11 protein-coding genes and 1 pseudogene are annotated in these 12,369 nt (G+C 73.7%); 1 reads left to right on the forward strand and 11 read right to left on the reverse strand.

From position 1 onward, the window contains the following. Positions 1-242: 242 nt before the first annotated feature. Both tsf and rpsB read right to left on the reverse strand, forming a co-directional pair. Positions 243-1,082 (reverse strand): translation elongation factor Ts, encoded by an 840-nt coding sequence (gene tsf, locus ACIA8Q_RS29380; RefSeq protein WP_360217651.1) that lies wholly within the window; start codon positions 1,080-1,082, stop codon positions 243-245. A gap of 129 nt (positions 1,083-1,211) precedes the next feature. Continuing rightward, positions 1,212-2,081, reverse strand: a complete 870-nt coding sequence (rpsB, locus tag ACIA8Q_RS29385; RefSeq protein WP_360217654.1) for a 30S ribosomal protein S2 — start codon at positions 2,079-2,081, stop codon at positions 1,212-1,214. A 987-nt stretch (positions 2,082-3,068) separates the two neighbouring features. Here rpsB and ACIA8Q_RS29390 point away from each other — a divergent pair. Beyond that, on the forward strand, positions 3,069-3,428 hold the full coding sequence (locus tag ACIA8Q_RS29390; RefSeq protein ID WP_396317958.1) for a peptidoglycan DD-metalloendopeptidase family protein: 360 nt from the start codon (positions 3,069-3,071) through the stop codon (positions 3,426-3,428). A 142-nt stretch (positions 3,429-3,570) separates the two neighbouring features. On the opposite strand, the gene ACIA8Q_RS29395 is transcribed toward ACIA8Q_RS29390, so the two are convergent. The 9 genes and pseudogenes from ACIA8Q_RS29395 to lepB (ACIA8Q_RS29435) form a co-directional block, all read right to left on the reverse strand. Further along, entirely contained in the window at positions 3,571-4,155 is a 585-nt protein-coding gene (locus ACIA8Q_RS29395) for a helix-turn-helix domain-containing protein (RefSeq protein WP_360217699.1), read from the reverse strand. A 208-nt stretch (positions 4,156-4,363) separates the two neighbouring features. After that, a complete protein-coding gene (gene whiG, locus ACIA8Q_RS29400) occupies positions 4,364-5,380 on the reverse strand; it encodes an RNA polymerase sigma factor WhiG (RefSeq protein WP_360217660.1) in 1,017 nt (338 codons plus the stop codon). 304 nt (positions 5,381-5,684) lie between these two features. Next, entirely contained in the window at positions 5,685-6,854 is a 1,170-nt protein-coding gene (dprA, locus tag ACIA8Q_RS29405; protein ID WP_387906155.1) for a DNA-processing protein DprA, read from the reverse strand. Between the two features lie 257 nt (positions 6,855-7,111). Further along, positions 7,112-8,719 (reverse strand): annotated as a pseudogene (locus ACIA8Q_RS29410) (YifB family Mg chelatase-like AAA ATPase); the annotation flags it as partial. Between the two features lies 1 nt (position 8,720). Next, positions 8,721-9,221: a YraN family protein gene (locus ACIA8Q_RS29415; protein ID WP_360217663.1), complete on the reverse strand. Its 501-nt coding sequence runs from the start codon at positions 9,219-9,221 to the stop codon at positions 8,721-8,723. A gap of 168 nt (positions 9,222-9,389) precedes the next feature. After that, positions 9,390-9,716 carry a DUF2469 domain-containing protein gene (locus ACIA8Q_RS29420; protein ID WP_030056781.1) on the reverse strand — a complete coding sequence of 109 codons (327 nt, stop codon included), beginning with the start codon at positions 9,714-9,716 and terminating at the stop codon, positions 9,390-9,392. Positions 9,717-9,770: 54 nt separating this feature from the next. Then, the gene (locus ACIA8Q_RS29425) at positions 9,771-10,244 is read right to left on the reverse strand and encodes an NUDIX domain-containing protein (protein WP_360217666.1); all 474 of its coding nucleotides are present in this window, start codon (positions 10,242-10,244) and stop codon (positions 9,771-9,773) included. A gap of 112 nt (positions 10,245-10,356) precedes the next feature. Continuing rightward, positions 10,357-11,112: a signal peptidase I gene (gene lepB, locus ACIA8Q_RS29430; RefSeq protein ID WP_396317959.1), complete on the reverse strand. Its 756-nt coding sequence runs from the start codon at positions 11,110-11,112 to the stop codon at positions 10,357-10,359. 145 nt (positions 11,113-11,257) lie between these two features. Next, complete coding sequence (lepB, locus tag ACIA8Q_RS29435; protein WP_360217672.1) at positions 11,258-12,274, reverse strand: signal peptidase I; 1,017 nt, start codon at positions 12,272-12,274, stop codon at positions 11,258-11,260. Positions 12,275-12,369 lie beyond the last annotated feature (95 nt).

Raw genomic sequence — 12,369 nt, forward strand, 5'->3', positions numbered from 1 at the left:
CTACTGGCTCACAGGCGCGGGTGTGCGGATGCCCGGCCTGCGCGTACACGCGAGGAGGCCACTGCCGCGGGAACCGGTTCGGTGTCCTGCACGGCAATGGCCTCCTCGTCGTTCGTGGTGCCGACGCGGCCCGCCCGTGGACGGATGGCGCTGGGTGAGCCCGTTCGGCGTTCCGCCCGCCCTGCTCAGCGGGCGGGGGCGGTTCCCAGCGTAAGGGTGCCGGGGACCAGGGGGAACGTGGCTCAGGCGCCGACGCGGAAGCGGGCGAAGCGCTTGAGGGCGACGCCGTTCTCCTCGAGGACCTTGGCGACGGACTTCTTGTTGTCCTTCGCGAAGGCCTGCTCCAGGACGGAGTTCTCCTTCACGAAGCCGGTGACGCGACCCTCGACGATCTTCGGCAGGGCGGCCTCCGGCTTGCCCTCCTCGCGAGCGGTGGCCTCGGCGACGCGGCGCTCGTTCTCGATGTCCTCGGCCGGGATGTCCTCGCGGGACAGGTACTTCGGCGCGAAGGCGGCGATGTGCTGCGCGACGTCCTTGGCGACCTCGGCGTTCTCCTTGTCCAGCTCGACCAGGACGCCGACGGCCGGCGGGAGGTCGGGGCTGGTCTTGTGCAGGTAGACCGCGACGAAGCCGTCGCCGCCGAACTGGGCGAAGCGACGGAAGACGATCTTCTCGCCCAGGGTCGCGTTGGCCTCGTCGACGAACTGCTGGACGGTCTTGCCGGCCTCGATCTCGGAGGCCAGGGCGGCGTCCAGGTCGGCCGGGGCGGTGGCGGCGACGTGGGCGGCGATCGCGTCGGCGACCTTGACGAAGTTGTCACCCTTGGCGACGAAGTCGGTCTCGCAGTTCAGCTCGACCAGAACGCCGGACTTCTTGTCCTCGGCGATCAGCGCGGCGACGGCGCCGTTGGAGGCGTCACGGCCCTCGCGCTTGGCAACGCCCTTCTGGCCCTTGATGCGCAGGAGCTCGACGGCCTTCTCGACGTTGCCCTCGGCCTCGTCCAGGGCCTTCTTGCAGTCCATCATGCCGGCGCCGGTGAGCTCACGGAGCTTCTTGACGTCCGCGGCGGTGAAGTTCGCCATGGTGTGAATCTCTTCTCGCGTCTCGCGTGTCTGCGTGGGGATGCGCCGGGACCGATGGTTCGGCCCCGGCGCGGGAGAGAGGGGCACCTACCGGCGTCGTACCGGTGGGTGCCCCTCACCCGTGGTACGTCAGGCCTGCTCGGCCGGCGCCTCGGTGGCGGGGGCCTCGACGGCCTCGGCCTCGGCGGCGGGAGCCTCGGCGGCGGGGGCCTCCTCGGCCTTCTTCTCGCCCTCGATCAGGTCCTTCTCCCAGTCGGCCAGCGGCTGGTCGGCACCCGGCTCGGCCTTGGCGTCGCCCTTGGCGACACCGGCGCGGGACTTCAGACCCTCGGCCACGGCGTCGGCGATCACGCGGGTCAGCAGGGTGACGGAGCGGATCGCGTCGTCGTTGCCCGGGATCTTGTAGTCGACCTCGTCGGGGTCACAGTTGGTGTCGAGGATGGCGACGACCGGGATGTTGAGCTTCCGGGCCTCGCCGACCGCGATGTGCTCCTTCTTGGTGTCCACGATCCAGACGGCGCTGGGAACGCGCTGCATGTCGCGGATACCGCCGAGGGTCTTCTCCAGCTTGTCGTGCTCGCGCTGGAGGACCAGGAGCTCCTTCTTGGTGAGACCGGAGCCGGCCACGTCCGAGAAGTCCAGCTCGCCGAGCTCCTTGAGGCGCTGCAGACGCTTGTAGACGGTCGAGAAGTTGGTCAGCATGCCGCCGAGCCAGCGCTGGTTCACGTAGGGCATGCCCACGCGGGTGGCCTGCTCGGCGATGGCCTCCTGGGCCTGCTTCTTCGTGCCGACGAAGAGGACGCTGCCGCCGTGGGCAACGGTCTCCTTGATGAACTCGAAGGCGCGGTCGATGTAGTTCAGCGACTGCAGGAGGTCGATGATGTAGATGCCGTTGCGCTCGGTGATGATGAAGCGCTTCATCTTCGGGTTCCAGCGGCGGGTCTGGTGACCGAAGTGGACGCCGCTCTCCAGCAGCTCCCGCATCGTGACGACGGCCATAGCCGTGCTCCTCAGGTGTTACGGCCCAGCGGTCGCGCAGCGGAGGCGGTTCGCGCGGTGGCGCTCCCCGCTCGCGCGGTGCGTACCGGCCGGGTCGGGCTCGGTTTTGTCCGTGGCGGCCAGGTGACAGCCACGCCTGACGCCCCGAACGTGCCGAGCCGCTTGAACCCGCTCGGTCCGGGGACCGGTCGGGCTCGGCGGACCGAGCGGCACTCGCACCTGGCGGGGGCTGCGGTCGAACCGCGTCCGTCCACCGGTGGCGGGGCGTGCGAAGTCGACCCGGCGGACCGGGTCGCGTGTGAAGTGTACGGGAAGCCCCGAGGCGCGAGCGACTCCGCGAGCGGCGGAGGGCCGGGGGCCGGGCGGGGCCCGGGCTCTCGCCGGGCGGACGCCGGGTCGGGCATCGGGTCGGGCATCGGGCGGTCGCCGGGTCGGCATCGGGCGATCGCCGGGTACGGGAGGGAGTGCCGTGGAGGGGCGGCGCAGCGGTCGCCACCCGGCCGGTACGCGGCCCGTACGCCGCTTGTACACCGGATGGCGGAGTGCGTACACCCGCCGGAGGGAGGGGTGACGGCCGCGGGGGGCGGTTTGTCCACAGGAAAACGGAGGCCGGTGGCGCGGGAGCGGCGAGGACGGGAGCCTCCGGGCATGACTGCTCGCGATGGCCTCCTTCTCCCGTCCTCCGGTGCTCGGCGCCCGCGGGGCCCGTTCCTCGGCGCGGCCCCCGTGGTGGTGACGGCCGCGGTGCTGGTCTTGCTGGTGGCCGTCGGGGCGGTTCCGGGCGTCGCCCTCGGACGGTCCGCGCACTCGGGCGCGGGTGGTGGGGTCGGCGGTGGTCCGGGGGCTGGGGGCGGCGCGGGGCCCGGGGTTCGCGCCGGGCCGGACGGCACACGGGCCTGGCCGGTGGACGCGCCCGGCGGGCCGGGCGGTGGGGTGCTCGGCCGGTTCGAGCCGCCGGCCAGGCCGTGGGCCGCGGGGCACCGGGGTGTGGACCTCGCCGCGGCTGCCGGGGCGGAGGTGCGGGCGGCAGCCGCCGGGGTGGTCTCGTTCTCCGGTCTGGTGGCCGGGCGGCCGGTGGTCACCGTCATCCATCCGGGCCAGGGGGCCCCTCCCCTGCGCACCACCTACCTGCCCGTCACCGGCACCGTCCCGGTCGGCACCTCCGTCCCGGCCGGGGCCGTGATCGGGCGGATCGCACCGGACGGTCGGCACTGCCGCGAGCGCGACTGCCTGCACTGGGGGCTGCTGCGCGGGGAGCGCTACCTCGACCCGCTGGCCCTGTTCGGTGCGGGGGCGGCCCGGCTGCTCCCCCTGGGCGGCGACCGGCGGGACGGCCAGGCCGGCTGACGAACGGGGGCGGCCCCACCGGCGCGGGGGCGTCGGGGTCGACGGAGGGCGGTGCGGGGTCGGCGGCGGCGGTGGTGGCGGGGCGGGGCGGGGCGGCAGCGTAGCGGCGCCGGCGGAGCGGGTCGGACGGGGCCTCGACGGTTCAGTCGCGGACGAGACCGTGCAGGGCCATCGCCACGGCGGCGTCCGCGATCAGCTCGGCGTTCTCGGCCACGCACCCGGCGCGGTCCCCGCCGGCCACCTGCTCGGCCCGGCGGACGGCCGCCTCCACCACGCCCTGCAGCAGCACGGCGGCGAGCCGGGGCTGCACGTGCCCGAGGTCCTCCAGGGCCCGGACGACCAGACCGACCAGCCTGCCGTGCGCCGCGCGGATGCGCTCGCGAGCGGCCTCGTCGAGCTCCAGCGCGGAGATCGCCACCACCGCCCGGTGACGCGGGTCGGCGGCCAGCGCCAGCTGGCCCCGGACATAGGCCTCGACCCGCTCGGCGGCCGTGTCGCAGCTCTCCATACCGGCCTCGATCTCGGCCGCCCAGAGCGGGAAGTCCACCTCGCAGAGCGCCTCGACCACGGCGGCGCGGGAGCGGAAGTACTCGTAGACCGAGGATCGCGCCAAGCCGGTGCGCGCCGCGAGCGCGGGGAAGGTCAGCGCCTCCATCCCGCCCTCGGTGAGCAGGGTGCGGGCAGCGTCAAGGAGGGCTGCGCGCTGCAGCTGGCGATGCTCGGCCACCGTGGCCGCTCGGATCTTCGGCACGCCCCCACTGTACGGAGCCCTACCTGCGGCCGATACGGCGCCGCGCAATCGGGGGGAGCGCGGGCGCACGCAGCGGGGCGCGGACCCGTCGTTCCCCGTGCGCACCCGGTGGGCCCGGGACGCCCGCGGCCGCCTGCCGCCCGCAGCCTTGGCGCCGGCCGCCTTGCTGCCCGCCACCGGTGCGCTAGCGGATGTCCGACAGCTTGGCGCGCAACTGGAGGACGGACTTGGTGTGGATCTGACTCACCCGGCTCTCCGTCACCCCCAGGACCTGACCGATCTCGGCGAGGGTGAGCCCCTCGTAGTAATAGAGCGTCACCACGGTCTTCTCCCGCTCGGGGAGGGTGTTGACCGCCTGGGCCAGCAGTCGGCGCAGCTCCCGGTCCTCGGCGACCTCGACCGGGTTGTCGGCGCCGTGGTCCTCCAGGGTGTCCATCAGGCTCAGCCGGTCGCCGCCCTCCCCCACCGGGTGCAGCAGTTCGTCCAGGGCCACCACGTTGGCCAGGGAGAGCTGACTGAAGATGGCGTGCAGGTCCTCGATCGCGATGCCCATCTCGGCCGCCACCTCGGGCTCGTGCGGCGTGCGGCGCAGCCGGGCCTCCAGCGTCGCGTACGTCCGCTCGACGGCCTTGGCCTTCTGCCGCACCGAGCGGGGGATCCAGTCCAGGGCGCGCAGCTCGTCGATGATCGCGCCGCGGATGCGGCTGATCGCGTAGGTCTCGAACTTGATGGCGCGGTCGATGTCGAACTTCTCGATCGCGTCGATCAGCCCGAAGACCCCGGAGGAGACGAAGTCCGCCTGCTCGACGTTGGAGGGCAGGCCGACCCCGACCCGGCCGGCCACGTATTTGACGAGCGGTGAGTAGTGCAGGATCAGCTGCTCCCGCAGCCGCTGGTCACCGCTGTCCTTGTAGGAGCGCCAGAGCTGTTCGAGCGCGGTCCGGCCCTGGGCCTCGGGTTCCCGCGCCTCGGAGCCCCGGCCGCCGGCGTGTCGGCCACCGGCGTGTCGGCCACCGCGGTTCTGCTCGCCGACGGGCGGGGACGCGGTGTCCGGCGGCTGGGGTGCGCCGAGCCGCGGGTCGGGCGCGACGTCGGCGGGGCCGGCCGCGTCGGCGGGCTGGCCCGGCACCGCCGCCGGCCGGTTGCCCTGGCGTGACAGGCCGCCCATCGTCCCCGTCGCCTTGGGCGGGAACTCGGTCACGGGACGCCGCTCGGTCCGCGGCCCTCCCGAGGACCGGGCGCCACCGGTCACTCTGTGTCCGGGAATGTGTGTGGGCATGCGTTGGTATGCGCCGTTCTGCCGAGTCATGTGCTGATAGGGAAGGCATGTGGAGCGTAGCGTGACCGACTCGCTGCAATGCGCTACCACCACTCGGTCGTCCCTCGATCCGGTGGCGTTCTCTTCACCGAATCCAGGCACGCGAGCGAAAGGGGCGGATCAGCAGGTCAGCCGGGCGATCGCGGTTCGCCTCCCACGGCTCGGGCGTGTTCCCCGCTCCCGGTGATCACCTCCTCCGGACGAGGCGCCAGTGCGCGCCGTGTCGCTCGACGTAGCCGATCGAGCCCAACTCGTAGAGCCGCTGGAGAACTTCGTCCGGCGGGAGACCGGACTGCCGGGCCAGTCGCTCGACCGGTGCGCCCTCAGCCGTCGCCGGGACGGCCTCCAGCACCCGCGCCACCGCCGGCTCCAGCAAGTCCCGGGGCAGGACGGGGCCGCTGCGTTGGGGAGCCAGGTCGTCCCCGATCGCCCCGATCAGTTCGCCGATCTCGGCCGCGTCGGTGACCAGCACGGCACCGCCGCTGCGGATCAGGGCGTGCACCCCGGCCGAGAGCTCCGAGGTCACCGGGCCGGCGACACCCATGGTGTGGCGGTTGAGGTCCCGGGCCCGTCGGGCCGTGCTCAGCGCGCCGCTGCGCAGCGCCGCCTCGACCACCACGGTGCCCCGGGTGAGTGCGGCGATGACGCGGTTGCGCAGGACGAAGCGGAAGCGGTTCGGGTGCTCCCCCGGCGGCAGTTCACTGACCAGCAGCCCCTGCGCGCCGATCCGCCGGATCAGCTCGGCGTTCCCCTTCGGGTAGGGCACGTCGACGCCGCTGGCGAGCACCGCGACCGTCATCCCGCCGACGGCAAGCGCCCCGCGGTGGGCGGCCGCGTCGATCCCGTAGGCCGCTCCGGACACCACCACCCATCCCCGTTCGGCCAGTTGGGCCGCCAGCTCGCCCGCGACGTGGGCGCCGTAGGCCGTGCAGGACCGGGAACCGACCATCGCCACCGAGCGGAGCGCGAGCAGCCGCAGCGAGCCGGTGCCGACCGTCCAGAGCCCGACCGGCCTGCCGTCACCCAGGTCGTCCAGTTGGCTGGGCCATTCCGTGTCCCCCGGAATGATGAAGCGTCCACCCACCGCTCGCACCCGTTCCAGGTCGCCGGAAGGGTCGAGCCCGGGGAGTCGGGCCTGGTAGCCGGCGAGCCGGGCGCCGTCCAGCCCGGGGTGCGAGGGCACCTCGCCCGCCCGGATCGCCCGGACCACGTCGGCTGCGGAGAGCCGGCCCAGCCACCGGCCGATCACCGCGTCCCCCGGTTCGCCCAGTCGGCTGAGCACCGCGCGGGCGAGGCGCTCGGGCTCGGGGCCGGGCGGCGTCCCGGCTCCGCCGGGCGGCTGAGAGTGCGTCATCATCGGGTTCATGCCTCACCGTCCTCGTTCGCCGGTTGCCGGTCGAGCGTGCGCGTCCGCTTGGCACGGGCCGACCGCGCGGGGGGCTCCGGGTGGCCGGGGTCGCCGGGATCGCCGGGGCCGGCGGGGTGTGCCGGCTCGGCGGCCGGGCTGCCGGGGTGGTCCGGTCTCGCGGGGCCGGCGAGGTCGCCCGTCCCGTCCGGCTCCTCCGGCGGCTCGTCCACCGGGCCGCGCTGCGCGGGAACGCTCCCGAGGAGACCGGGCGCGCGACCGGACATCGGCAGCCCGTGTTCGACACCGGTGCGCAGGACCAGTGCGGTGCGCACGTCCCGCTGGTCCGGTCGGTCCCGACCGGCAAGGTCGGCCACCGTCCAGGCGACCCGGAGCACCCGGTCCAGGCCGCGGGCCGTCAGCATCCCTCGCTCCAGCTGGCGTGCGGCGTCGTTCAGCGCACCGGGGGCCAGCTGCCAGCGGGTGCGCAGCTCGTGCCCGGGGACTTCCGCGTTGGTCCGCCACGGCGTGTCCGCCAGCCGGGCGGCCGCCCGTTCGCGTGCGGCCAGCACCCGGGCCGCGACGGTCTCGGTGCTCTCCGCCGTGGTGTCCCGCTCCATCAGCTCCACCCGTGTCACCGGGGCCACCTGGACCTGGAGGTCGACCCGGTCCAGCAGCGGGCCGGAGAGCCTCCCCTGGTAGCGGCTGACCATCGCGGGGCTGCACTCGCAGCCCTCGCCGCGCCTGGAGTGGCGCCCGCACGGGCAGGGGTTGGCGGCCAGGCAGAGCAGGAACCGGGCCGGGAGCCGGAGCGATCCGGCCGAGCGGGCGATCACCACCTCGCCCGACTCCAGCGGCTGGCGCAGCGCGTCGAGCACCCGGACCGGGAACTCCGGCGCCTCGTCGAGGAACAGCACGCCCCGGTGGGCCAGGGAGACCGCGCCCGGCCTCGGCAGGCCGCTCCCGCCGCCGACGATCGCGGGCATCGTCGTGGAGTGGTGCGGGGCGCAGTACGGCGCGGTGTCGATGAGCGGGCGCCCGGCCGGGAGCAGCCCGGCCACCGAGTGGACGGCGCTGACCTCCAGCGCCTCCTTCCGGGTCAGCGGCGGGAGCAGCGCGGGCAGTCGCTCCGCCAGCATGGTCTTCCCCGCGCCCGGCGGGCCCTTGAGGTACAGGTGGTGTCCGCCGGCGGCGGCGATCTCCAGTGCGCGCCGGGCCTCGTACTGGCCGGCGACGTCGGCCATGTCCAGGCGGGCCGCCCGGTCGTCGGGCAGGCCCCGGACGCCCGCGCTGGGCAGCATCAGGCCGGCCATCAGCGGATCGGGCCGCCCGCCGAACGGGTCGGGCGGCTCCTCGGGCGCGGGCGCACCGGTCAGGACGGCGACCAGCTGGCGCAGGCTGCGGACCCCGATCACGCTGACGCCCGGAACGAGCGAGGCCTCGGGCGCGGTCTGCTCCGCGACCACGACCCGCTGGTAGCCGGCGTCGGCCGCGGCCAGCACCGAGGGCAGCACCCCGCGGACCGGCCGCACCCGGCCGTCCAGCCCGAGTTCACCGATGATCAGCAGCTCGGCGATCGACGCGGGGTCGAGCCGCTCGGCGGCGGCCAGCACGGCACAGGCCACCGCGAGGTCGAAGCCGCTGCCGCTCTTGGGGACCGAGGCCGGGCTGAGTCCGACGGTCAGTTTGCGCTGCGGCCAGGCCTCGCCGCTGTTGACCACGGCCGCCCGGACCCGGTCACGGGCTTCGGACAGCGCCTTGTCGGGCAGGCCGACCAGGGCGAACGCTGCCACCCCGGGCTCCAGATCGGCCTGGACCTCGACGATCACCCCGTCGACACCGACCAGCGCGACGGAACAGGTTCGGGCGAAGGCCATCTCAGACCACCCCCCGCAGGTGGTCGACCAGGGCCGCACCACGGGCCCGGTTGACGACGGCCACCAGGTCGATCCGCACCCCGCCCGGCGGCGCCGGCGGCCAGTGCGGGTCCGTGGGCCCGGGGTCGTACCCGGGGCCGGCCAGCCGGGCGAAGTGGTCGGGCCAGCGCTCGGCCATCCAGCGCTCGGCCAGGCGCTGCAGCCGGGCGGCCTTGGCCTGGTCGATGGCCTCGGTGGGCTGCTGGAAGCCCCGCTCGGAGCGGGTCTTCACCTCGCAGACCGCGACGGTGTCGCCGTCGAGGGCGACGATGTCCAGCTCGCCCTCGGCACAGCGCCAGTTGCGGTCCAGTACGCGGAGCCCGGCCTCCGTCAGCCGACGGGCGGCGACCCGCTCCCCGTAGCGCCCGAGCCCGTTGTTGGTGCTGCGGCGCGGGCCCTGCCCGGGGCCGCCCGGTTCGGCCGCGTCGGGTGCGGCCCGGTCCTGCGTGATCGTGTTCTGCACGGTGACCACCTCCGCCGTGGAGGTTGCACCGCCGGGCACGACGGCACCACAGTTATCCGTTTCCCTGTGGATAACTCGACCCTGTGGATAACTTTTGTCACCCTCAGGAGTGAGACGCCCCGATCGTGCGGAATTCGGCTGGACAACCCGGGGCCGAGCGGTCCAACGTCAGTTCCCGAAGCCGGACTCGTCCGAGGGCAGCTCCAGATCGCTCTTCGCGAGTTCCTCGATGTTCACGTCCTTGAAGGTCAGCACCCGGACCTTGCGGACGAACCGGGCCGGCCGGTACATGTCCCAGACCCACGCATCCGCCATCGACACCTCGAAGAACACCTCGCCCTGGACCGAGTGCACCTGCAGCTCGTAGTCGTTGGTGAGGTAGAAACGTCGCTCGGTCTCGATCACGTACTTGAACAGGCCGACGACGTCCCGGTACTCCCGGTAGAGCTTGAGCTCCATCTCGGTCTCGTACTTCTCGAGATCTTCGGCACTCATCCAGGCGTCCCCTCAACTTGTCAGTCCACCCATTGTGGACCACCGCACCCACGCTCAGAGCCGTACCGGAGCGACCGGCGGGCCCTCGGCCAGCAGTCGTTCCAGGAAATCCGCCAGTCCGACCGGATAGACCGTCTCGGCGGTCCCCCGCAGCTCCTCGACCGTCCACCAGCGCGCCGCGAGCAGTTGCGCGTGCTCCTCCTCCCCCGTCCCCGAGTGGTCGACGACCGTATCCGCGGTCCGGGCGAGGTGGAACCACTGGTCCTGCTCGTAGCGCTGCCCCCGAAAGGAGAACGACACCGTGCCGTACGCCACCAAGGGCCCCAGGTCGACGCCCCGCAGGCCGGTCTCCTCCGCGAGTTCCCGCGCGGCCGCCTCCCGCACGTCCTCGCCCGGCTCCAAGCCGCCCCCGGGCGTGATCCACCACGTCTCCCCCGGTGTCGCCGGGTCGGCGCCCAGGAAGAGGAGGATGCGGTCCTGCCCGTCCAGCAGCAGGATCCGGACCGCCTTGCGGCGTTGTGCCGTCATGGCAGCGCTCCACGCTCCCTCCGTTCGCATCGGTGGCGTTACCGATCCTGCCACCCGGCGCGGGCGTCCGGGGCGATGTTCGCCAGAGCGGCCCGGCCGGCGGCGGCCGTGCTCAGGAGCCGCTCCCCCGGCGGAACCGGCGGGCCAGGCCCGCCACCCCGCCCGCCGCCGAGACCACGACGATCAGCGCCGCGCCCGCGACGGTCGCGTAGGCGGCGGGCTGCAGCGGGCCCGGCTCGCCGGCCGCGGGCCCCTTCAGGGCGTCGAAGGCCGTGCTCCGGCCGAGCTCCCCCGTCCGGCCGAACGGCAGCACGGTGGCCTCGACCCTGGCCTCCACCGCGCCGGCCGGGACGGTACCGCCGTCGACCTCCAGGTGGGTGCGGGAGTCGAGCGAGCCCAGCCGGTTGTCGCCGAGCAGGAACAGCCGGCCCGGCGGAACCGTCACACTGAACGATTCGCCCTGCAGGCCCTTCGCCGCGAGGTACGGCTCCTCCACCGGCTGTCCGTCGACGGTCAGCCGGTGCTCCGCCCCGGTGGTCGCCACGGTGTCCCCGCCGACGGCGACGACCCGCTTGACCATGAGCTCGCCGCCCCAGTCCTGGTCCCGGAAGACCACCACGTCGCCCCGTCCGACGGCGCCGCCGCCGATCTTCCGGGCGAGGACGGTGTCCCCGATCTGGAGCGTGGGGGACATGGAGGCGGTCGGGATCTTGTACGGCCGGTAGTCGATCGCGATGAGGGCGAACCCGCCGATCATCAGCACCAGCCCGAGCGCGATCGCCACGCCCTGCAGCACCGCGGCGGGCCGGCGCCGCGGACGGGCCGCCGCGGTCGGGCGGTCGGCCGTCTGCTCCACGACACTGCTCATCGACACCGTCCACCTCTGGCCGACCGGAGAACACCACTGGCACGCCGGAGGCCCCGGCGGAAATGCCGACGGGCCGTGGCACGTCCGAGCAGATTACTCGTCGGTACCACGGCCCGCGCAAGGCCTGCGGACAACCTGGTGGAGCTCAGGAATCCTTCCGGCGGTCCATCCGGCCCCGAGCCCGGCGCACCAGCGGGAGCACCGCGACCGCACCCACCGCGCCGACCGCGGGAGGCACGACCGGCGCGGCCGCCGACAGGCCCTTCTGGTCGAAGGTGCTCGGCACCGGGAGGGTCGCCCAGTGGCTGATCGGCCACGCCACCACGAAGGCACGCCCGATCACGTTGTCCACCGGCACGGTGCCGCCGCCCGGCTGGTCCATGTGGAACCGGGAGTCCAGCGAGTCGGCGCGGTGGTCGCCCATCACCCAGAGCCGGCCCTTGGGCACCTTGACCGGACCGAACGGGTGGTCGCCGCAGGGGGTGTTGCCCGGGTAGACGTACGGCTCGTTGAGCGCGACGCCGTTGACCTTGACCGGGCCCTCGCCCTCGCACTCGACGGTGTCCCCGCCGACGCCGATGACCCGCTTGATCAGGTCCTTCTCGTTGGCCGAGGGCATCAGACCGACGAAGCTCAGCACGTCCTGGACGCCCCGGACGAAGGAGTTGGAGCTCTGCTGGGTGGGCTCGTCGTTCAGCCAGCCGCCCGGGTCGTGGAACACCACCACGTCGCCCCGCTCGGGCTCCGCACCGAACCAGGGGGTCAGCTTGTCCACCAGGACGCGGTCCCCGACCTGCAACGTGTTCTGCATCGACTCCGACGGAATGGAGAAGGCCTGGACGAAGAAGGTCTTGATCACCAGTGCCAGGACCAGCGCGATGCCGACCAGGATCGGCAGTTCCTTCCAGAAGGAACGCTGCTTGCGCTGCTTGCCGGGGGTCTCCGACTCCGGCTGGTCCGTCGACTCGGACCCCGGTCGACCGGACTCCGGAGAGCTCCCCGCGGAGTCCTCCGGCTCGTCGCCCTGGCCGTCGGCGGTCTGGGCCGCGGCGTCCTCGACCGAGGCCGAGGACGCACCGGAATCAGCGGACCGGGCCGCTCGACCGCCGGAGCCCTCGGGCTCGCCGGCACCGGAGCGGGCGCCGATCACCACATCCCCCACAACGTCTCCTCCCTGCTGTGCGGACGCCTGCGCGTCCGCGCTCAAAGTGCCGCACAGCGGGCACCACGCTCACCGCGACCGTGAACAAGGGTCCG

It is taken from the genome of Kitasatospora sp. NPDC051705 (assembly GCF_044453265.1).
Lineage (GTDB): Bacteria > Actinomycetota > Actinomycetes > Streptomycetales > Streptomycetaceae > Kitasatospora.

Bases quoted from the DNA above. Each gene is read 5' to 3' on its own strand.
- ACIA8Q_RS29425 (WP_360217666.1), bottom strand. From the start codon at position 10,244: ATGACGGCACAACGCCGCAAGGCGGTCCGGATCCTGCTGCTGGACGGG.
- ACIA8Q_RS29420 (WP_030056781.1), bottom strand. From the start codon at position 9,716: ATGAGTGCCGAAGATCTCGAGAAGTACGAGACCGAGATGGAGCTCAAG.
- dprA (WP_387906155.1), bottom strand. From the start codon at position 6,854: ATGATGACGCACTCTCAGCCGCCCGGCGGAGCCGGGACGCCGCCCGGC.
- tsf (WP_360217651.1), bottom strand. From the start codon at position 1,082: ATGGCGAACTTCACCGCCGCGGACGTCAAGAAGCTCCGTGAGCTCACC.
- lepB (WP_396317959.1), bottom strand. From the start codon at position 11,112: ATGAGCAGTGTCGTGGAGCAGACGGCCGACCGCCCGACCGCGGCGGCC.
- rpsB (WP_360217654.1), bottom strand. From the start codon at position 2,081: ATGGCCGTCGTCACGATGCGGGAGCTGCTGGAGAGCGGCGTCCACTTC.